Raw genomic sequence first — 20,992 nt, 5'->3', positions numbered from 1 at the left:
TACTACTATTACTACTTATTAAACTAATATTATTAGAATCCTATATATTATTTCTACATTTAATTGAAAATTCCTTTTATTGAAAATACAATTTTAGATTATTGCAAATTATAGTTTCACTTAATATAATAGACAAAAATAAAAGCCTCCTATTAAATAGGAGACTCACCTTTTTCATTACCTAATTTTACTTTGCATATTCTACTGCTCTTGTTTCTCTGATAACATTAACCTTTATTTGGCCTGGATATTCTAGTTCTGATTCTATTTTCTTCACAATATCTCTAGCCACTTCAATAGCACCTGCATCATCAACATCATCTGGTTTAATCATAATTCTGATTTCTCTTCCGGCTTGAATTGCATATGACTTTTCTACACATTCATATGAGTTTGCGATTTCTTCTAATTTTTCTAATCTTTTTATATAGGCTTCTAGAGTTTCTCTTCTAGCACCTGGTCTAGCTGCTGATATAGCATCTGCTGCTTGAACTAGTACTGCTTCTAGAGATTGATACTCTACATCTCCATGATGAGCTGCAATAGCGTTTACAACTATTGGAGATTCATGACATTTTTTAGCTAACTCAGCACCTATTAGTGCATGTGGTCCTTCTACTTCATGATCTACAGCTTTTCCGATATCGTGTAATAATCCACACCTTTTTGCCATGGTAGGATCCATTCCAAGCTCTGACGCCATAAGACCTGCTAAGTATGAAACTTCTATAGAATGTTTTAATACATTTTGACCATAACTAGTTCTATATTTCAATCTTCCTAAAAGTCTGATTATTTCCACATGTAATCCATGGATACCAGTTTCGAAGGTGGCTTGCTCGCCCTCTTCTCTTATGTCATTCTCAACATCTTTTTTCGCTTTTTCAACCATTTCCTCAATTCTTGCTGGGTGTATTCTTCCATCAACTATTAGTTTTTCTAAGGCAATTTTAGCTACCTCTCTTCTAATAGGATCAAAAGCTGAAAGAATAACAGCTTCCGGAGTATCATCTATTATTAAATCAACTCCAGTTAAAGTTTCAAGGGCTCTTATATTTCTACCTTCACGCCCAATAATCCTTCCCTTCATTTCATCGTTAGGAAGTGATACAACATGTACTGTAGATTCAGCTACATGGTCTGCTGCACATCTCTGTATAGCATATGTTATAACTTCTCTTGCCTTTTTATCGGCTTCTTCTTTAGCTTTAGCTTCAATTTCTTTAATCATTATTGCTGTTTCATGTTTAATTTCTTTTTTTACTTCGTCTAATAGTATTTGCTTTGCTTCTTCTGAGGTTAATCCTGCTACTCTTTGTAATTCTTCTCTTACACTATTATATAATTCTTGTATTCCTGATTCTAATGTCTCAACCTCTTGTTGTTTTTTAGATAATACTTCTTCTTTTCTTTCTATTGATAGGGTTTTCTTATCTAAAGTTTCCTCTTTTTGAAGAACCCTTCTTTCTAATCGCTGAATTTCATTTCTTCTTTCTCTGGACTCTTTATCAAAATCAGCTCTTAATCTATGAACTTCTTCTTTAGCTTCAAGGATTGCTTCTTTCTTTTTAGATTCTGCTTCTTTTTGTGCCTCACCTAAAATCTTTTTAGCATCTTCCTCTGATTTAGATACATTAGCTAAAGATATATTCTTTCTTGTATAAATAAAAACAAAAATAGCGACTAAACAAACAACTAGCGCAATAGCTATTATTAAAATAATTTGACTTGGTTCAGTCAATTTCCAACACCTCCTTTGCTTTTTTTATGACATATATTAGCAGTAAAATGAAAGCTCGAAAAGGTGCATATTCTATTCAATTCCTCTTATATTAAACCAGTATTTGTATTCATTTTATATTACTTTAACATCATTGTCAAGGTTATTACTAAATACTACAAATTCTCTCAACTTAGCTCTTAGGCTCGACTTGAACCTTTAAAAAAAATTTTTTAATTAGAATATCACCTTTAATTTTTACATTAAAATATCACATACTTTAATTATACATTTATTTGTATATTTCATACACAATATTTAAAATTTTAATTAAAAAAGATATGTAAAGCTTAAGTTATATATTTTTACTTAAAGCTTCACATATCTTTTATCTGATTTAATAAAGTAATTTACTTTTCTTCTACTTTATTCTCAACTTTTACTGGATTGTTATTTAATGGCAAAGAGTATTTTTCCCTTATTTTATTTTCTATTTCATTGGCAATTTCTGGGTTTTCCTTAAAAAAGTTTTTAGCATTTTCTCTTCCTTGGCCTAGTCTTACGTCTCCGTAGGCAAACCAAGCGCCACTTTTTTGGACAATTTCTTCTTTAACACCAATGTCTAATATATCTCCAACCCTAGATATTCCTTCACCATACATAATATCAAATTCTGATTGTTTAAATGGTGGTGCAACTTTATTCTTAGTTATCTTAGCTCTAGTTCTATTTCCTAAGAAGGTTTCTCCTTGTTTAATAGTATCTATCTTTCTTACATCAATTCTTACAGAGGCATAGAATTTAAGAGCTCTTCCTCCTGGAGTTGTTTCTGGATTTCCAAACATAACTCCAACTTTTTCTCTCAATTGGTTTATAAATATAGTAGAGCATTTTGATTTGTTTATAGAACCTGTAAGTTTTCTTAAAGCTTGAGACATAAGTCTAGCTTGAAGACCTACATGGGCATCTCCCATTTCACCTTCAATTTCAGCCTTTGGAACTAAGGCAGCAACAGAGTCTATAACTACTATATCTATTGCACCAGATCTAACTAAGGCTTCTGTAATTTCAAGAGCCTGCTCACCTGTATCTGGTTGAGATACTATTAAGTTATCTATGTCTACGCCTAATGCCTTTGCATAAACCGGATCAAGGGCATGTTCTGCATCTATATATGCTGCACAACCACCGTTCTTTTGAGCTTCTGCAACTACATGTAAAGCTACAGTAGTTTTACCAGAGGATTCTGGCCCAAAAATCTCAATTATTCTTCCTCTTGGAACTCCGCCAATTCCCAGTGCAATATCTAGCCCTAAACATCCTGTAGATATGCAGTCTATATTTAAAGTGCTCTCTTCCCCTAATTTCATTATTGAGCCTTTACCAAATTGCTTTTCTATCTGTCCCATAGCTGCTTCTAATGCTTTTAATTTATCGTTATTCATAAATTCCCCTTTAGGGTTCACATCCTTCCATCACGAACAATAGTTCTTATATGTTTATTATATAGTATTTAATTTATCAGGTCAAGTGTTATAGTAAAGAGTTCCTTTAAATTTCTTTCAAGGAACTCTTTACCATTTTTGACATAGTTATAGAATTATAAACATTATTCATTAATATTTATAATATCTTTTCCTTTAATAAAATAATCCACTCCAGATCCAATAGTTATAACAGCTGCTAGGTATATGGTAACCTGGGTTGTAATATTAAGCCACCCTGGATTATATACTAGAGATAATAGTCCCATTATGATAGCTATCATCTGAATTACAGTCTTCAGCTTTCCCCAATTACTTGCAGCTATTACCACGCCTTGTGAAGCAGCTAATGTCCTTAATCCTGATACTATAAATTCCCTAGCAATTATTACAACTACTACCCAGGCAGCAACAATTCCTTTTTCAACTAAAAGTATTAGAGCACAGGTAACTAAAAGCTTGTCTGCTAGAGGATCCATGAATTTTCCAAAGTTAGTTATCTGATTTCTGCTTCTAGCTATATAGCCATCTAATTTATCTGTTGCTGAAGCTATAATAAATATTGATAAAGCAATAATATTAGTTGCGGTGGTATCAATCATTGCACATATTAAGAATATCGGAACTAACATTATTCTTAGCACTGTAAGCTTATTTGCAAGATTCATCATTAACATCTCCTACTCCTGAAATTTAACAATCTTATAATCTGTTTACCTAATTAAAATTTACTTCTTATTGTAAATAGCAAAAACAAATTTTCTATAATAGTAATTATTTTATCTTATACAAACATTATACAATAAAATCTAAAAATTATTTAGTTTATTAATACTAATTTTACTTTATATCCTTATCTATATTATTAATTAATATTTTTTTATTATAAATATATAAATCTAAAAATTATTTAAGGATTTCTCCTATTAAATCATACTCTAGTGCATCTTTTATTCTTACCTTAACAAAATCACCTATACTTAATTTATTAGATTTTACATAAACCTCTCCGTCAATTTCTGGAGCCATTTCATAACTTCTTCCACAATATGTTCCTTTTTCTTTACTTTCAATCAATACATCATAGGTTCTACCTATTTTATTTTCATTTATTTCTGTTGATATAGTTTGTTGAGCCATCATTATAGAGTGAAGTCTTTCTTCTTTAATATTTTCTTCTATTTGACCTTCCATTTCTGCAGCCACAGTACCTTCCTCTTGAGAGTAAGTAAATACTCCTAGCTTATCAAATTTAGTTTCTTTGACAAAATTTAACAATTCTAAGAAATTCTCTTCTGTTTCTCCTGGAAATCCTACTATAAGAGTAGTTCTTATAGTTATATTAGGAACTGCATCTCTAAGCTTTTTAATATTTTCAGTGATTATTTTCTTTCTTCCTTTTCTTCTCATAGCCTTTAAAACATCATCGCTGATATGTTGTATAGGAATATCTATATACTTACACACCTTATCATTGATAGCTATTTCATTTATAACTTCATCAGTTAGCTCTTCTGCATAACAATAAAGAAGTCTTATCCATTTTATACTTTTAATTTTATCTAGCTCTTTTAAAAGAATATGTAAAGTTTTTTTTCCATATATATCTACCCCATAATTAGTAGTATCTTGCGCTACTATAATTAACTCCTTATATCCATTTAAAGCTAACTCTTTAGCTTCTTTAAGGATATCTTCCATATCCCTACTTCTGTATCTTCCTCTTATTTTAGGAATTGCACAGTAGGCACAAATATTGTTACACCCTTCAGATATTCTTATATAAGCAGTACTTCCTCCTGTTGTAACCTGTCTATTACCAATGTTTATATTGGTATCACTATAAGTTGTAATACAGCTCTTTTCTCCGGTTTTCATAGATTTTTCAATACATTCATGCAATTTATCATAATCATTTACACCTAAAATTATATCTAGTTCCGGCATAAGTTCTAAAAGCTCACTACCATATCTCTGAGTTAAGCACCCAGTAGCTATGAGCACCTTGCATTTATCTTTCTTATATTTTGCCATTTCTAATATGGTATCAATAGATTCTTGCTTTGAAGTTTCTATAAATCCACAGGTGTTAACTAGCAATATGTCTGCCTGCCTTTCATCTGTCACCGCTTCATATCTACTCTTCAAACTACTTATTATAATTTCTGCATCTATTCTATTCTTGTCACAACCTAAATTTATTACTCCAAATTTTAATTTTTCCACCTTTATCCTCCTAAGTGATCTATATATTATTTAAAACCTCTTCTTTTGTGTTGTAATGAAAGTTTCATTAAGAAGTTATTGTCTCATGGTATCATCTCTTCCAAAAACCTGTCTTGGCTTGCTTCCATTACGACCAGAGATAATCCCTTCAGCTTCCATTTCATCTATAATTCTAGCCGCTCTATTATACCCTATTTTTAGCCTTCTCTGCAACAAGGATGTTGAAGCTTGCCCTTCTTCTAATACAATTTTAATAGCTTCATCTATTAACTCATCACAATCTTCTCCACCTTTAGATTTAGAAACACTATTTTCTATTTCATCCATGATTTCTTTTTTATACTCTAATTCCTTTAATCCATTACGAATAAATTCTACTACAGTCTCTACTTCTTCCTCAGACACAAAGGCTCCTTGAATTCTAAGTGGCTTCGATTCACCTACAGGATAATATAGCATATCCCCTTTACCTAAAAGTTTCTCTGCTCCTGAAGAGTCTAGTATAGTTCTTGAGTCTATTTGACTTGAAACAGCAAAGGATATCCTAGATGGTATATTAGCTTTAATTACCCCTGTAATTACATCTACAGATGGTCTTTGTGTTGCTATTACTAAATGCATTCCTGCAGCCCTAGCCATTTGAGCAAGTCTACCTATATATTCCTCAACATCATTTGGACATACCATCATTAAGTCTGCTAACTCATCGATTATGATTACAATCCATGGAAGCTTTTCTTCTATTATCCCCTTTTCTACAAAGTCGTTATATCCTTCAATATTTCTTACGTTATTATCTGCAAAGAGTTTATATCTTCTAGTCATTTCATTAACTGCCCAATTTAATGCTCCTGCAGCTTTTTTAGGTTCTGTAACTACTGGAATTAATAGGTGTGGTATTCCATTGTATATATTAAGTTCTACCACTTTAGGGTCTATTAACAGCAATTTAACCTCTTGAGGTGTATATTTATATAATAAACTTATTAAAAGAGTATTAATACATACACTTTTTCCTGACCCTGTAGCTCCTGCAATCAAAAGGTGAGGCATCTTAGATAAATCTCCCACTACACAATTACCTGCAATATCCTTTCCAAGGGCAAAGGCTAAATTTTTCTTAGCAAGTGTAAATTCTTCACTTTCTATTACCTCTCTTAAAAATACTGCTGATAAATCTTTATTAGGTACTTCTATACCTACTGCTGCCTTTCCTGGGATTGGAGCCTCTATCCTAACTCCTGAGGCTGCTAAGTTTAGAGCTATATCATCTGCTAGATTAACTATCTTGCTAACCTTAACTCCTACATGGGGTTGTAATTCAAATCTGGTTACAGATGGACCTTTTGTAACCTGTATCACCTTAGCTTCAACTCCAAAACTTTCTAAAGTTTCTTGAAGTTTATTAGCACTATTAAGGAGGTCTTTTTTATCGCTATTTTTACCTATACTACTTAAATTTTTATGAAGGAGTTCTGGTGCAGGATGTTCATAAGCATATATTTTGTTTCCATCACCAAAGGAAATGTCAATATCTATATCCTCTATATTATTTCTATTTTCCTTTGACTTATTAGGTTGTTCTATACTTGTTTCTGTTTTTCCTTCAAATCTATTCTCTTCTTCATCCATCTTCATAAAATCTATAATTTTAATCTTCGACTCTTCGCTGCTTCCATTGTCTCTAGTATTCCCATCTGCTGATACATATTCCATAGCCTCATCAATTGCAATATTTGTTTGCTTCAAATCCCTTGACTTTTTTTTACTTTCTACTTTTTCAAAGGTAAATAACTCTTTTATAGTAATATTATTAATTAACACTAAAGATATTATATATAAAGCAAATAAAACTATATAGCTACCTACCTTTCCTAAAAGTGAACTTATAGGAACAGTAATTACTAAAGATATAATACCTCCATGAAGTACAGACTTAGATTTAAATTGATTTATAATAGCACTTGCCATATTTCCTTTTACGTAGTAAGAAGGTAATACTATAAGCTCAACAAAAATCATGGTAATAACTATAAACATTAAAATTCCAAGGGATTTTTTTGTTACCTTTAAATATTTATCTATTTTTATGTAACTTACTCCCATGTATATAAGCACAAAGGGTAAAGCATAGGCACCAATTCCAAGAAGTCCTATAAAAATTCTATTAATAAATACTCCCATAGAACCTGCCAAAGATGTTGGGTCTGAAAACATAACTGATAGTAAAGCTAAAAATATTAAAACTCCTATGGTTATCAGTATAATTCCATTAAAATCAAAAAGTTTATCCTTTTTTTCTCTCTTAGCTTTTGAACTATTATTTTTAACAGTGCTCTTCTTACTACTGTTTTTCTTTTTTAAAGGCTCTTTTCCTTTAGTCATAGTATCTCCTCCAAAACTCTTCCTAAGATTCATGAAAATAATTTCCATTTATCCATCTCAATATATTGTACATTGAAATCCACCTATATTTCAAATTTTTTTACAAATAAAAAGTTGCCAACATGATTTTGCTGACAACTCAATGGTGAATTGTTAAATTTTATCTATTTCTTAACTAATATTTTCTTCTGAACTTACTTCAAGTTGATTTTTTTCACCTTCACTTATTAACTCTTCTAATTTATCTAAGGCTTCTCTAATTCCACCTACTTCATCAATAAGACCACATTCTACGGCTTGATCCCCTATCAATATAGTTCCTATATCATTTAGTAATTCATCTGTTTGACTCATAAGCCTTCTAAAATCGTCTGAATCAATTTTTGAAGTTCTAACTACAAACTCAACTATTCGCTCCTGCATCTTTCTAAAATATTCAAAGGTTTGAGGTACACCTATAACAAATCCATTCATTCTTACAGGGTGCACTATCATTGTAGCTGAAGGAGTTATAAAGGAATAATCTGATGCTGTAGCTAATGGAACTCCTATAGAATGTCCTCCACCTATGACTATGGATACTGTAGGCTTACTAAGACTAGTTATCATTTCTGCAATGGCTAAGCCTGCTTCTACATCCCCTCCTGCAGTATTCAATACTATGAGTATACCTTTTACATTGCTATCTCTCTCAATAGCTATTAACTGTGGAATAATTAACTCATATTTAGTAGACTTAGTTTGATTACCAGAAATATTATGACCTTCAACTTGACCTATTATAGGTATAACTTGAATCCTGTCATCAGCCTTTGCTACAGACATGACCCCTACTTCTTTTAAGTTTGCAACTTCCTTACTTACCCCTTTAGAGTTATCATCTTCATTTTGTTCATCATCATTTTCTTCATTTATTATAACTTTACTTTTATTATTTTTTTTGTGTTTAGTATCTTTATCTTCCTTATGTTTTTTATTTTCCGCTTCATTAATCATGGAAAAACACCTCCTAATGTTTCTTATTCTGTGCATTAAGAGGTGTTTATATACTATCCTAATTTAAATTCATTATGAAGTAAATTTATAGCATCTTTGACTTTATTACTTTCTACAAGACACCAAATAGTTGTATGTGAATCAGCAGTTTGAAGAATATCTATATTGCCTTCTTCTAAAGCCTTTAGAATTCTAGACATAACTCCAGGTATTCCTCTCATCTTTGAACCTATTATAGATATTTTGCTACAACTTTCTGTATACTGATAATCAATTTCATAATTAGCTGCTATATTTTTAAACTTATCTAAATCTACTTCACTTATAGTAAATATTTTATCATTTATAAATACACTTATCAAATCAATACTTATTTCATTTTCAGCTAAAATATGAAATATATTATTGCAGTGCTCCTTTGAGCCTCCATTAATTCTTATTTGAACTCTATTACTCATATGAGTAATTCCAGTGATAATTCTTTCATTGTCCTCACCATAAGAAGAAATAATAGTCCCTTCACAATCACTAAGAGTATTTTTAATTACTAATGGAATATTATATTTTCTAGATATTTCAACAGCTCTAGGATGTATTACTTTAGCTCCTTGATCAGCAAATTGGAATACTTCATCATAGCTTATACTCTCAATTAATGAAGCCTTAGAAACTATTCTTGGATCTGCTGTCATTATACCATCAACATCTGTATATATTTGAACTTCCTTTGCCTTTAGTGCTGCTCCTAAAATTGCCCCTGTAACGTCACTTCCACCTCTTCCTATGGTAGTGATGCTCCCCTCTTCACTTATACCTTGAAAACCTGCTACTATAGGTACTTTTCCCTGCTCTAATACCTTTAGTACATTTTTCGGATTAACATCTAAAATAGATGCATTATTAAAATTATTATCAGTCCTTATACCAGCTTCTCCACCCATAAGTGGAACTGCCTCTACACCTTCTCTTAATAAATCATTACACATTACCACTGTACTTAAAGTTTCACCACAGGACAAAAGTAAGTCTAAGGCCCTTGGATTATTTATCTTAAATTCTTCACTAACTAAAGATAATAATGTATCTGTTGCATAAGGAGATCCTTTTCTCCCCATAGCTGATACTACTACTACAGGTTTATATCCATCCTTTATAGCTTTTTTTATCTTTTTTGTAACTAATATTCTATTATTTTCACTAGATACTGATGTACCACCAAATTTCTGAACAACTATATCCATACTTACCTCCATATTATATATGGGATTTTCTTAGTGTTTCCCCATCAACATCGATGATTATAGTTTTAGAGCCTATCTTCTTTACATAATCCCATGAAACTTCCAGCATCTCATTATTTCTAAAAAACATCTTACTAGACTTTCCATCTCCAAGTAATAGTAGCTTTAGCTCACCATTTTCATTTATAACTATATCATTATTGCCCAGGACACTATACTTATCTCCATCATTAATGTTTATTATTTCATATCGTTCCATTTCACTTAAATATCTATATTTTTCTTCCATCACATATCACCTCATACATAATTATATAAATTACTATGATTAATATGTTTTCTATTATATATTTATGAGTAAATTAACGAAACTTAATACAATTATAATATAATTTATGAAATTATACACTAGTATGTTCTTATGTTTTATAATAAAAAAATAAAAAGGTATTTTACCTTTTTATTTTAACTTCTATTTACTCTTCTGTTTTAGACTCTTCACTATCTTTTAATGCATCTTTTCTTGAAAGATTTACTCTTCCTTGAGAATCGATTTCTATTACTTTTACAAGTATTTCATCACCTATAGCTACTACATCTTCCACTTTATTTACTCTTTCGTTAGCTAATTTAGATATGTGTACTAAACCTTCTTTACCTGGAAGTACCTCTACAAAAGCACCAAAAGCCATAATCTTAGTAACTTTACCTAAGTATATTTCTCCAACTTCTACTTCTTTAGTGATTTCCTTTATAATTCTTAATGCTTCATTAGCACTTTCACTATCAGTAGACATTATAACTATCTTACCATCATCATTAGTATCAATTTTAACACCTGTATCTGCTATTATTTTCTTAATAGTTTTTCCACCAGGTCCTATTATATCTCTAATTTTGTCTGGTTTTATATTTATAGTGTACATTCTTGGAGCATATTGAGATAGCTCTGCTCTTGGCTCAGCTATACATTCATTTATCTTATCTAAGATATATAATCTAGCTGTTCTAGCATCTTCTATAGCTGTTCTTATACAATACTTAGATAATCCTTTTATTTTTGTATCAACTTGAATTGAAGTTATTCCTTTTTCTGTACCAGCAACTTTAAAGTCCATGTCTCCAAAGAAGTCTTCGATTCCTTGAATATCTGTAATTACAGCCTCTTCACTTAAATCTTCACTAGTTATAAGTCCCATGGCAATTCCTGCTGCTGGCCTCTTTATTGGAACTCCAGCATCAAGTAATGCTAATGTACTTCCACATACACTGGCTTGAGATGTAGATCCGTTAGAGCTTAAAACTTCTGAAACAAGTCTTATAGCATATGGGAATTCCTCTATAGAAGGAATTAGTGGTTCTAAGGCTCTTTCAGCTAAAGCACCGTGTCCTATTTCTCTTCTTCCTGGTCCTCTAAGTGGTCTTACTTCTCCAACACTGTATGCTGGGAAATTGTAGTGATGCATATATCTCTTGAAGTCTTCTTCTCCAATACCATCTATGATTTGAACATCACCTAAAGCTCCCAATGTGGCTACAGTCATTACTTGAGTTAATCCTCTTGTAAATAATCCTGTTCCATGAGTTCTTGGAAGGAGTCCAGTTTCACAAGATATAGATCTAATTTGATTAAATTCTCTTCCATCTGGTCTTCTCTTATCTCTAAGTAACATGTTTCTTACAATTTCCTTTTGAATATTGTAAACAACTTCTCCTATGTCACTTCCGCCCTCTGGATACTTCTCAGAAAACTCTTCATTTATTTTAGCTTTAATTTCACTTACTTTAAGATTTCTTTCATCTTTATCAGTGATATACATAGCTTCTTTTAACATATCAAAAGCAAAGTTTCTTACTTCACTTTGGATTTCTTCATTCACTTTGTATAGTACTGGCTCAGGTTTAACCTTTCCAAATTTAGCTCTAGCCTCTTCCTGGAACGCTATAATAGATTGACACTGATTAAATCCAAAGTCTATAGCTTCAATCATAGTTTCTTCTGGAATTTCATCTCCACCAGCTTCTATCATCATAACTCTGTCTTTAGTAGCACATACAGTTAATTGCATTGAGCTTAATTCTCTTTCTTTAGATGTAGGGTTAACTACAAACTTTCCATCGATTAATCCAATTGATACTGTAGCTACTGCATCAGTAAATGGTATACTTGATAAAAGTAATGCTATTGAAGCTGCATTCATAGCTAATATTTCTGGAGAATTATCTTGGTCTACAGATAATACCGTACAAACCACTTGAACATCATTTCTATATCCTTTTGGGAATAGAGGTCTTATAGGTCTATCTATAGCTCTACAATTTAGTATAGCTTTTTCTGATGGTCTTCCCTCTCTCTTTAAAAATCCCCCTGGAATTTTACCTACTGCATATAGTCTTTCTTCATATTCTACACTTAGTGGGAAAAAATCTATTCCTTGTCTTGGTTCTTCAGACGCATTTACATTTACAAGGATTACAGTCTCTCCATAACTAATAAACATAGCACAATCAGATAACTTTCCAATTTTACCAATTTCTATCTTCATTTCTCTTCCTGCTACAGAAGTACTTAACGTATTTGTCATTTAATCTCCTCCTTTCGGTTATTAAAAAAATATATATATAGATATATACTTATTATTATCTTTTTTTTGCTATTTAATTAAAATAATAGAGCGGCTTTGCCGCTCTTAATTATTTTCTAATTCCTAATTTAGCAATTATAGCACGGTATCTTTCGATATCTTGCTTCTTTAAGTAGCTTAAAAGTCCTTTTCTTTGTCCAACCATCATTAAAAGACCTCTTCTTGAGTGGTGGTCTTTTTTGTGAACTTTTAAATGCTCAGTTAATTCTTTAATTCTTTCTGTTAATAATGCTATTTGTACTTCTGGAGAACCTGTATCTCCTTCTGTTCTTGCAAATTGTTGCATTATTTCTTGTTTTCTTGCCTTTTCCATATTGTATGCACCTCCAATAGTTAAATCGCCATATGCCATGTACCCCGTTGGCATTCAGAATACATAGCATAAGGTTCATATGAAATTATATCAAACTAAATTTATTTTGTAAATAGAAAAACTAATTAAAAATTTGTAAAAATTAGTTATTTAGGAATTTTATCTATATATATAGAATAATCCTTGCCATTTACATAATTTTTATCCTTTGATAGTTGATTCTTCAGTTCATCAATGGATCCGAATCTTTTTTCTTCTCTTATTTTCTCTATAAAATATAGTTTAATTTCTTCTCCATATATATTTTTATCAAAATTTAAAATATTAGTTTCAATACTTAATTTACTACCTTCTAGGGTAGGATTGTATCCAATATTAGTTATGGCTTTATAAAAGCAATTTTTATACTCTACAATAGTTCCATAAACTCCACCCTTAGGTACTACGAATTTTTTATCATAATTTAAGTTTACAGTAGGGAATCCCATGGTTCTACCTATCTGCTTACCCTTAATTATATTTCCACTTAACATAAATGGTCTACCAAGAAACTTATTGGCTCTTTCTATATTTCCTTCTTGAAGATTATGTCTAATGGCAGAGCTACTTACCACTTCTCCATCTGAAGTTATGGGCTCTACTACAAAAAGTTCATAGTCTAATATTTCACTATATTTTTTAAGAATCCCTACATCACCTAAATTTTTATATCCAAAACGATAATTAAAGCCAACTACTATACCTTTAGCATTATAATGCTTCTTTAAACTATTAATAAATTGTTCTGGTGAAATTGACATGAATTCCTTATTAAATTCCATAAAATTTAATATATTCACTTGAAGTTTTTCAAATAAAATAGCTTTCTCTTCATTGCTCATTATTAGTTTTGGACAAATCTCTTTATTAACAACAGACAAAGGATGATTTTTAAAGGTACATACCATGACCTCTACATCTTCTATATTTTTAGTTAATTTAATCTTCTCTGCTAATTCCTTAGCACTATTAATTAATTCTCTATGACCACTATGTATACCATCAAAACTTCCCAGAACAATTATACTAGGAGTTTCAATGACTTCATTAAAATTATCTTGTATAATTTTCATAAATATATCCCCTAAAGAAAAAGTTTTATTAATTTAAATCCTGAATCGCTTTCTGCTCCAATTCCTATAAGCTTATTTGAATTGTTGTATACTGCATATTTGCAAAACTTTTCAATTCTATTTAAAAGAGTTCTATCATTTATGGTTACACCATTTAATATTAACCTTTCAAACTTTTCATTAACTACAAGTTTAGGAAACTTACTAAATACTTCATCTAAGGAAATAATATAATTATTTATATTATCCTCTGTTAAATCTTTTAGTTCCACACTCCTATCTATAGTAAAAGGACCAGTAGCTGTTCTCTCTAGCTCCCACATCATAGCTCCACAACCAAGTTCTTCTCCTATATCATAGCATAAACTTCTTATGTAAGTTCCTTTAGAACATCTAACTTTTATGTGGATTATAGGGCTATCTATGGATAATATATCAATACTATGGATAGTAACTGTCCTTGGCTCTCTATAGACTTCTTTTCCTTCTCTAGCTAACTCATAAAGTTTTTTCCCATTTTGTTTAAGAGCAGAATACATAGGTGGAACTTGAGCAATAGTTCCTACAAATTTATTTATAACCTTAGTAATTTCTTCTTCTGTAGAATCTACCTTACTCTCACGAAGTACTTTTCCTTCTCTATCGTAAGTATCTGTTACAACTCCTAACTTAACCTTTGCTATATATTCTTTCTCGCCTTCCATGATAAAGTCTATGGCCTTTGTTGCTCTTCCTATACATACTGGAAGCACACCACAAGCTTCGGGATCTAAGGTACCCCCATGTCCGACCTTTTTCTCTTTAGCTAGCTTTTTTATTTTTCTCACTACGTCAAAGGAACTAATGCCAAGAGGTTTATTTATATTTAAAACTCCAAAGGGTTTATTATTTTCTATCATAATATATCAACTCTTCTTCTAATATTTTGTATATTTTATCCTTTACTTCAATGATGGAACCCTCACAAAAAAGACCAGAAGCTCTTTTATGGCCTCCACCATTAAAATTTTCTGCTATTTTACTAACGTCAACTATTTCTTTAGACCTTAAGCTTACTTTTATTCCACCCTTACTTTCTTTAAATAAAGCTACTACTTCTACTCCACTTATCATAGTTCCAAAGTGAATAACCTCGGAAGAATCCATGGATTCTAAGCCTACTTCATTAAGCATAGCATCATTAATCTCCATAAATACAACTTTATTATTAAGGTGTAATGTCAAAGTATCGATGACTTTCCCAAAGAACTTAACTTTATTAAATTCTTTATTTTCAAAGACTTGTCTTTGAATTTTATTAAAGTTAACTCCAGTTTTAATAATTTCCCCAGCTATCTCATGAGTTCTGCTTGTAGTATTAGAATGCTTAAAGGAACTTGTATCTGTTAAAATAGAAGTATAAATTGATTTACCTATATTCTTTGTAATATCTACTTTTAACTGATTTAATAGGTCATAAATTATTTCTCCAACTGCTGAAGAATTTATATCCACATAATTAAAATCACCATACTTTTCATTACTTAGATGGTGATCTATATTTACAAGCTTATATTGCCTATTCTCTGCATCTAAATTAGCATTTATTCTCTTGAAATCTCCACAATCTAATACAATTATTAAATCTGTACCATCCTTTACCTGTTGAAGTAATCCTGTGATTTCCTCACTACAAGGCAAATACTCAAAAGTATCTGGAATTTTCTCCTTTGAAAGTATATATGCTTCTTTATTAAGTGCCCTTAGCCCTTGAAGTAGGGCTGTGGCACTTCCTAGAGAATCACCATCTGGTGATTGATGAAAAGTAATTCCTATGGAATTACTTTTCTCTATGATATCTACTATATTGCTAGTTATCATTAGAATCATTCTCCTTTATCTTTCTAAATAAAGACTCTAAATGATTAGCTTTATCTAAAGTTGTATCTAACTCTATGATAACTTCTGGAACATGTCTTAACTTAACATTTTTTCCTATCTCTTTTCTTATAAAACCTGTTGAGCTTTTAAGAATTTTAAGAGCATCTGTCTTTTGATCCTCTGTACCAAATATACTAACAAATACTTTAGCATAGCTTAAGTCTCTTGTTACTTCTACATCTGTTACACTTACCATTGCTGTAAGTCTAGGATCCTTTATTTTGTTTTGAATAGTGTTGCTAACATCTTTTTTTATCTCTTCATTGATTCTGCCGCCTCTATAGTTAGCCATGGAGATCACTCCTTCCTATTACAATTGTTTTGGTTTAATTTCTTCCATGATATAGCCTTCTATAATGTCTCCTTCTTTTATATCATTGAATTTCTCAATGCTAAGTCCACATTCGTATCCAGCTGCTGCCTCTTTAACGTCATCTTTAAATCTCTTTAAAGATGCAAGAGTAGATTCTGTAATTACTATACCATCTCTTAGTACTCTGACTTTACAGTTTCTTGTTATCTTTCCATTAAGAACATAACATCCTGCTATAGTCCCAACGTTAGAAATTTTATATACCTGTCTTGCTTCACAACGTCCAGTAATAACTTCTTTGTATTCAGGTTCAAGCATACCAATCATTGCTGATTTAATATCATCCAAAGCATCATAGATAATTCTATAAGTTTTAATTTCTACATTATCTCTTTCTGCAACTGTAATAGCATTATTGTCTGGTCTTACGTTGAAACCAATAATAATAGCATTAGAAGCATAAGCTAGAGATACGTCTGTTTCAGTTATAGCTCCAACTGCTCCGTGGATAACTCTAACTTTTACGTTATCTGTAGAAAGCTTTTCTATGGATTGTTTAACCGCTTCTGCTGAACCTTGAACATCAGCCTTAACTATTACGCTTAATTCTTTAACCTTACCTTCTTGGATTTGGTTATATAGATTTTCCATAGACACTCTATTAGAGGTTTGGAAATGATCTTGTCTAATCTTTTCTTTTCTTGACTCTGCCATTATTCTAGCTGTCTTTTCATCTCTAACAACAGTAAATCTATCTCCTGCTGCTGGAACTTCTGAAAGTCCTAATATTTCTACTGGCATAGAAGGGCCAGCTGCTTTTGTAGTTTTACCTTTATCATCAATCATTGCTCTGATTCTACCATAAGTAGTTCCAACTATTATAGAATCTCCTGATTTTAAAGTTCCATTTTGAACTAGTATACTAGCTACAGGTCCTCTACCTTTATCTAATTTAGCTTCTATAACTGTTCCTTTAGCTCTTCTGTTAGCATCAGCTTTTAATTCTAACATTTCAGCATTTATTGTAATCATTTCAAGAAGATTATCTAAGCCTTCCTTAGTGTGAGCAGATACTGGTACACATATAGTATCTCCACCCCAATCTTCAGATACTAATCCATATTCTGTTAACTCTTGCTTAACCCTATCTGGATTTGCACTTTCTTTATCCATTTTATTTATAGCTATAATCATAGGTACTTCTGCAGCTTTACAGTGATTTATAGCTTCAACAGTTTGTGGCATAATTCCATCATCTGCTGCTACTACTAATATAACTATATCTGTAACTTGTGCTCCTCTAGCTCTCATAGAAGTGAAAGCTTCGTGACCTGGAGTATCAAGGAAGGTAATTCTCTCACCATTTACATCTACAGTATAAGCACCTATGTGTTGAGTAATTCCACCAGCTTCTGTTGCTGTAACTTTAGATTTCTTTATTGCATCTAGTAATGATGTCTTACCGTGGTCAACGTGACCCATTACTGTAACTATTGGTGGTCTTTTAGTTTCTTTTGCTTCTGATGATTCGTCTTCTATCTCATCAATCTCATCCTCTTGTTCTTTAGCAATGTCACCAACATTTTGCTCTTTTAATACTGCAATAGATCCAAAGCTATCTACAAGCTTTTCAGCTGTGTTAAAGTCAATCTCTTGGTTTACACTTGCCATAACTCCTTGGAATATTAAAGCTCTTATAACTTCTACCACTGGTTTTTTTAGCTTATCAGCTAAGTCTTTTACAACGATAGTTTCTTCCATTTCGATTACTTCATCTGGAGTTTCATCAACCTTTTCTTCGTTTCTCTTATTTCCGCCTTTTCTCATTTTGCTATTTTTTCTTTGCTGCTTACTTATATCTTCATTGATTTTTGATTCATATTCCTCAATGATTTCTTTCTTTTCAGCTGCTTCTTTTTTTTGTTCTTCATATAGCTCTTTTATAAGATCAGCATCCTCTTCATCGATGACACTCATGTGATTCTTAGCTTCCACACCGAACTCTTCCATTAATACACTTATAAGTTCCTTGTTTGTAACTTCTAATTCTTTAGCTAACTCATATATTCTTATTTTCGACAAAACTTTCACCCCCGAATTTACATTCCGTAATTCTCTTTCCATAACTTTATTAAATTTTCACAAATTTTTTTATCTCTTACTGCTAATACATTGATTTCTTCTCTACCTATGGCCATACCCAATTCATTTTTAGGTATATTTCCTATTACAGGCACTCTTCTGTCATCACAGTATTTTTCAAATTTTTTCTTAGTGTTTTCTGAACACTCTAAGGATAAAATACATAGATGGATTTTATTTCTTTTTATCTCTTCTTCACATCCATTATATCCTTCTACTAAGTTTCTAGATTTTTTTGCAATCCCTAGAAAACTTAAAAATTTATTCTGCATTAACTATCTCTTCCTTTAGTTTATCATATATTTCATCATTTATCTTAGTTTCTAGATTTCTTTCTAGTCTTTTAGTCTTTACGGCTTTTTCTAAACATTGAATATTTCTGCAGATATAGGCTCCACGACCAGGTTTTTTACCATGTAAATCTATAGATATCTCATTTTCCTTATTTTTAACAACTCTTATAAGTTCCTTCTTAGGTTTCATTTCCATGCATCCTGTGCACATTCTTTGAGGTATCTTTTTTACCTTCATAAAATATCACCTACCTTTAAAGGTTACTTTCTTCGTTTTGTAAGCTTTCAGCTTGACTCTTACTCTTAATATCTATTTTCCATCCAGTAAGTCTTGCTGCTAATCTAACATTTTGACCTTCCTTACCTATGGCTAATGATAATTGATTATCATCTACTACAACCTTAGCACTCTTTCCATCCTCATCTACATCAACTGATAGAACTTTAGCTGGACTTAGCGCATGAGCAATATACTCTTCTGGTAACTTACTCCACTTTATTATATCAATCTTTTCATTTCTAAGTTCATTTACTATGTTTTGAACTCTAATTCCTTTAGGTCCAACACAAGCTCCCATAGGATCTACCTCTTCATCATTAGACCATACAGCTATTTTAGTTCTTGAGCCTGCTTCTCTCGCTATACTTTTTATTTCTACAATTCCACTGTATATTTCCGGAACTTCTAACTCAAATAATCTTTTTACAAGGCCTGGGTGTGTTCTTGAAACTACAATTTGTGGTCCCTTAGAACTTTTCTTTACTTCTACTATATATAGCTTTAATTTCTCATTAAATATATAAGATTCTCCTGGCATTTGCTCATTTGGGCCTAATACAGCTTCTAGTTTACCTAGATCTATAAATACATTTCCTCTATCTTTTCTTAGAACTATACCTGTTATTATGTCAAATTCCTTAGTTATAAATTCATTATATATAAGAGTTCTTTCAGCTTCCTTAATTCTTTGAATAACAACTTGCTTCGCAGCTTGAGCCGCAACTCTTCCAAAATCTCTTGGAGTAACCTCAATTTCCGCAATATCTTCTAAGTTATATTTGGCACTGATTTCTCTAGCATCCTCTAAGGATATTTCTATTACATCATCATATACTTCTTCTACAACTTCTTTTAATGAGTATACATGAGTTTCTCCTGTATCTCTATTAACCCATACTCTTACATTTTGCTCCTTGGCATGAGACTTTGCAAAATTTTTCTTATATGCTGCTACTAAAGCATCCTCTATAGTAGTAAAAAGCATTTCCTCACTAATTCCTTTTTCAACAACTAGTTGTTTTACAGCATCTATAAATTCTTCCTTAAATCCGGTGCTCATTATATTTATATCCTCCTTATAAAGTTGGGTTTAACGTAACTAAAGAAACCTTTGACATTGGTATTGCAACTTCATTGTCATTGATTTCTAACATTAAATTTTCGCTATCAAACCCCTTCAATATCCCTTCATATTTTTTCTTTCCTTCAAATAATGCTGAAAGTTTTACAGCTACATCATGATTTATATACTTATTAAAATGTTCTTTTGTATATAAGGTTCTAAATATACCTGGAGATGATACTTCTAAATTATATTCTTCTGTTATAGGATCTTCTTTATCTAGCATTTCTCCAACAGCCTTACTTACTTCTACACAGTTATCCAAAGCAACGCCTTTTTCATTATCTATAAAAACTCTTAAAATATTTTGTCCGCCTTCACGTACATATTCTAAGTGATAAAGTTCAAATCCGAGTTTTTCTACTATATTAGTAATTTTACTATGGAGTTTTTCCACAACACCGCTACTGTTCATAATACATTTCCTCCTTTTTATTATATTTACTTTAAATCTTTAGTAATAAACTTAATATTTTTTATTGCTACACAACTTCCATCTTTTTATGAAGTTGAAAGTATTTGGTCAAATAGTCATGGGATAATATTTACATTACCACAGTACCCTTTAAGGTATGAGTTCAACTAGCTTTAGTGAGATGTAAAACCTTAGTTCAAACTAAGGTTCACTTTATAATTAAAACGCAACTTGGGGTTGCGTTTTAATAAATAGAGAGTAGGCATAAATCCTACTCTCCCTCAAAGATTATCATAATAACTAGCTCATTAAGTACAATTATATCATAGCTATTTTCAATATGCAATGATTTTAGCTCCTTTGAGGTATTTATGCCGATGACTA

Annotated in this window: 19 protein-coding genes; all 19 read right to left on the bottom strand. The window is 31.3% G+C overall.

Annotated elements, in window-relative coordinates; genetic code table 11:
* Window positions 1-187: 187 nt before the first annotated feature.
* A complete protein-coding gene (gene rny / locus B2P65_RS11430) occupies window positions 188-1,741 on the bottom strand; it encodes a ribonuclease Y (RefSeq protein WP_051823775.1) in 1,554 nt (517 codons plus the stop codon).
* A gap of 389 nt (window positions 1,742-2,130) precedes the next feature.
* The gene (gene recA, locus B2P65_RS11425) at window positions 2,131-3,165 is read right to left on the bottom strand and encodes a recombinase RecA (RefSeq protein WP_035128736.1); all 1,035 of its coding nucleotides are present in this window, start codon (window positions 3,163-3,165) and stop codon (window positions 2,131-2,133) included.
* A gap of 164 nt (window positions 3,166-3,329) precedes the next feature.
* Window positions 3,330-3,872, bottom strand: coding sequence for a CDP-diacylglycerol--glycerol-3-phosphate 3-phosphatidyltransferase (gene pgsA, locus B2P65_RS11420; protein WP_346848509.1), 543 nt, complete (start codon window positions 3,870-3,872; stop codon window positions 3,330-3,332).
* A 238-nt stretch (window positions 3,873-4,110) separates the two neighbouring features.
* Window positions 4,111-5,430, bottom strand: a complete 1,320-nt coding sequence (rimO, locus tag B2P65_RS11415; RefSeq protein WP_346848376.1) for a 30S ribosomal protein S12 methylthiotransferase RimO — start codon at window positions 5,428-5,430, stop codon at window positions 4,111-4,113.
* A 75-nt stretch (window positions 5,431-5,505) separates the two neighbouring features.
* Window positions 5,506-7,815, bottom strand: a complete 2,310-nt coding sequence (locus tag B2P65_RS11410; protein WP_346848375.1) for an FtsK/SpoIIIE family DNA translocase — start codon at window positions 7,813-7,815, stop codon at window positions 5,506-5,508.
* Window positions 7,816-7,986: 171 nt separating this feature from the next.
* Window positions 7,987-8,811, bottom strand: coding sequence for a ClpP family protease (locus B2P65_RS11405; RefSeq protein WP_346848374.1), 825 nt, complete (start codon window positions 8,809-8,811; stop codon window positions 7,987-7,989).
* A gap of 53 nt (window positions 8,812-8,864) precedes the next feature.
* Window positions 8,865-10,052 (bottom strand): aspartate kinase, encoded by a 1,188-nt coding sequence (gene dapG, locus B2P65_RS11400; RefSeq protein ID WP_346848373.1) that lies wholly within the window; start codon window positions 10,050-10,052, stop codon window positions 8,865-8,867.
* Window positions 10,053-10,065: 13 nt separating this feature from the next.
* Window positions 10,066-10,341, bottom strand: coding sequence for a YlmC/YmxH family sporulation protein (locus B2P65_RS11395; RefSeq protein WP_035132817.1), 276 nt, complete (start codon window positions 10,339-10,341; stop codon window positions 10,066-10,068).
* A 187-nt stretch (window positions 10,342-10,528) separates the two neighbouring features.
* Window positions 10,529-12,637 carry a polyribonucleotide nucleotidyltransferase gene (locus B2P65_RS11390; protein WP_346848372.1) on the bottom strand — a complete coding sequence of 703 codons (2,109 nt, stop codon included), beginning with the start codon at window positions 12,635-12,637 and terminating at the stop codon, window positions 10,529-10,531.
* A gap of 109 nt (window positions 12,638-12,746) precedes the next feature.
* Window positions 12,747-13,010 (bottom strand): 30S ribosomal protein S15, encoded by a 264-nt coding sequence (rpsO, locus tag B2P65_RS11385; RefSeq protein ID WP_035132815.1) that lies wholly within the window; start codon window positions 13,008-13,010, stop codon window positions 12,747-12,749.
* 146 nt (window positions 13,011-13,156) lie between these two features.
* Window positions 13,157-14,122 carry a bifunctional riboflavin kinase/FAD synthetase gene (locus B2P65_RS11380; protein ID WP_346848371.1) on the bottom strand — a complete coding sequence of 322 codons (966 nt, stop codon included), beginning with the start codon at window positions 14,120-14,122 and terminating at the stop codon, window positions 13,157-13,159.
* Between the two features lie 11 nt (window positions 14,123-14,133).
* Window positions 14,134-15,021, bottom strand: coding sequence for a tRNA pseudouridine(55) synthase TruB (gene truB, locus B2P65_RS11375; RefSeq protein WP_035132813.1), 888 nt, complete (start codon window positions 15,019-15,021; stop codon window positions 14,134-14,136).
* The gene (locus B2P65_RS11370) at window positions 15,008-15,982 is read right to left on the bottom strand and encodes a bifunctional oligoribonuclease/PAP phosphatase NrnA (protein ID WP_346876470.1); all 975 of its coding nucleotides are present in this window, start codon (window positions 15,980-15,982) and stop codon (window positions 15,008-15,010) included. Before B2P65_RS11370 ends, truB begins: the two co-directional genes overlap by 14 nt.
* Window positions 15,972-16,334 carry a 30S ribosome-binding factor RbfA gene (gene rbfA / locus B2P65_RS11365; protein WP_035132809.1) on the bottom strand — a complete coding sequence of 121 codons (363 nt, stop codon included), beginning with the start codon at window positions 16,332-16,334 and terminating at the stop codon, window positions 15,972-15,974. Before rbfA ends, B2P65_RS11370 begins: the two co-directional genes overlap by 11 nt.
* Before the next feature lie 18 nt (window positions 16,335-16,352).
* Entirely contained in the window at window positions 16,353-18,437 is a 2,085-nt protein-coding gene (infB, locus tag B2P65_RS11360) for a translation initiation factor IF-2 (protein ID WP_346848369.1), read from the bottom strand.
* 17 nt (window positions 18,438-18,454) lie between these two features.
* Entirely contained in the window at window positions 18,455-18,769 is a 315-nt protein-coding gene (locus tag B2P65_RS11355; protein ID WP_346848368.1) for a ribosomal L7Ae/L30e/S12e/Gadd45 family protein, read from the bottom strand.
* A complete protein-coding gene (rnpM, locus tag B2P65_RS11350) occupies window positions 18,759-19,028 on the bottom strand; it encodes an RNase P modulator RnpM (RefSeq protein ID WP_035132803.1) in 270 nt (89 codons plus the stop codon). Before rnpM ends, B2P65_RS11355 begins: the two co-directional genes overlap by 11 nt.
* Window positions 19,029-19,044: 16 nt before the next feature.
* Window positions 19,045-20,130 carry a transcription termination factor NusA gene (gene nusA / locus B2P65_RS11345; RefSeq protein ID WP_035132801.1) on the bottom strand — a complete coding sequence of 362 codons (1,086 nt, stop codon included), beginning with the start codon at window positions 20,128-20,130 and terminating at the stop codon, window positions 19,045-19,047.
* 16 nt (window positions 20,131-20,146) lie between these two features.
* Window positions 20,147-20,608 (bottom strand): ribosome maturation factor RimP, encoded by a 462-nt coding sequence (rimP, locus tag B2P65_RS11340; RefSeq protein WP_150843841.1) that lies wholly within the window; start codon window positions 20,606-20,608, stop codon window positions 20,147-20,149.
* Window positions 20,609-20,992: the final 384 nt, after the last annotated feature.

It is taken from the genome of Clostridium sp. UBA3061, from assembly GCF_002367465.1.
Classification (GTDB): domain Bacteria; phylum Bacillota; class Clostridia; order Clostridiales; family Clostridiaceae; genus Clostridium_J; species Clostridium_J sulfidigenes.
This window is presented reverse-complemented; position numbering and strand designations above follow the sequence as displayed.

What these genes read in the sequence shown, in the direction of transcription:
- recA (WP_035128736.1), bottom strand. Translation starts at nt 3,165, where the DNA reads ATGAATAACGATAAATTAAAAGCATTAGAAGCAGCTATGGGACAGATA.
- pgsA (WP_346848509.1), bottom strand. Translation starts at nt 3,872, where the DNA reads ATGAATCTTGCAAATAAGCTTACAGTGCTAAGAATAATGTTAGTTCCG.
- B2P65_RS11410 (WP_346848375.1), bottom strand. Translation starts at nt 7,815, where the DNA reads ATGACTAAAGGAAAAGAGCCTTTAAAAAAGAAAAACAGTAGTAAGAAG.
- B2P65_RS11405 (WP_346848374.1), bottom strand. Translation starts at nt 8,811, where the DNA reads ATGATTAATGAAGCGGAAAATAAAAAACATAAGGAAGATAAAGATACT.
- dapG (WP_346848373.1), bottom strand. Translation starts at nt 10,052, where the DNA reads ATGGATATAGTTGTTCAGAAATTTGGTGGTACATCAGTATCTAGTGAA.
- B2P65_RS11395 (WP_035132817.1), bottom strand. Translation starts at nt 10,341, where the DNA reads ATGGAAGAAAAATATAGATATTTAAGTGAAATGGAACGATATGAAATA.
- B2P65_RS11390 (WP_346848372.1), bottom strand. Translation starts at nt 12,637, where the DNA reads ATGACAAATACGTTAAGTACTTCTGTAGCAGGAAGAGAAATGAAGATA.
- rpsO (WP_035132815.1), bottom strand. Translation starts at nt 13,010, where the DNA reads ATGGAAAAGGCAAGAAAACAAGAAATAATGCAACAATTTGCAAGAACA.
- B2P65_RS11380 (WP_346848371.1), bottom strand. Translation starts at nt 14,122, where the DNA reads ATGAAAATTATACAAGATAATTTTAATGAAGTCATTGAAACTCCTAGT.
- truB (WP_035132813.1), bottom strand. Translation starts at nt 15,021, where the DNA reads ATGATAGAAAATAATAAACCCTTTGGAGTTTTAAATATAAATAAACCT.
- B2P65_RS11370 (WP_346876470.1), bottom strand. Translation starts at nt 15,982, where the DNA reads ATGATAACTAGCAATATAGTAGATATCATAGAGAAAAGTAATTCCATA.
- rbfA (WP_035132809.1), bottom strand. Translation starts at nt 16,334, where the DNA reads ATGGCTAACTATAGAGGCGGCAGAATCAATGAAGAGATAAAAAAAGAT.
- B2P65_RS11355 (WP_346848368.1), bottom strand. Translation starts at nt 18,769, where the DNA reads ATGCAGAATAAATTTTTAAGTTTTCTAGGGATTGCAAAAAAATCTAGA.
- rnpM (WP_035132803.1), bottom strand. Translation starts at nt 19,028, where the DNA reads ATGAAGGTAAAAAAGATACCTCAAAGAATGTGCACAGGATGCATGGAA.
- nusA (WP_035132801.1), bottom strand. Translation starts at nt 20,130, where the DNA reads ATGAGCACCGGATTTAAGGAAGAATTTATAGATGCTGTAAAACAACTA.
- rimP (WP_150843841.1), bottom strand. Translation starts at nt 20,608, where the DNA reads ATGAACAGTAGCGGTGTTGTGGAAAAACTCCATAGTAAAATTACTAAT.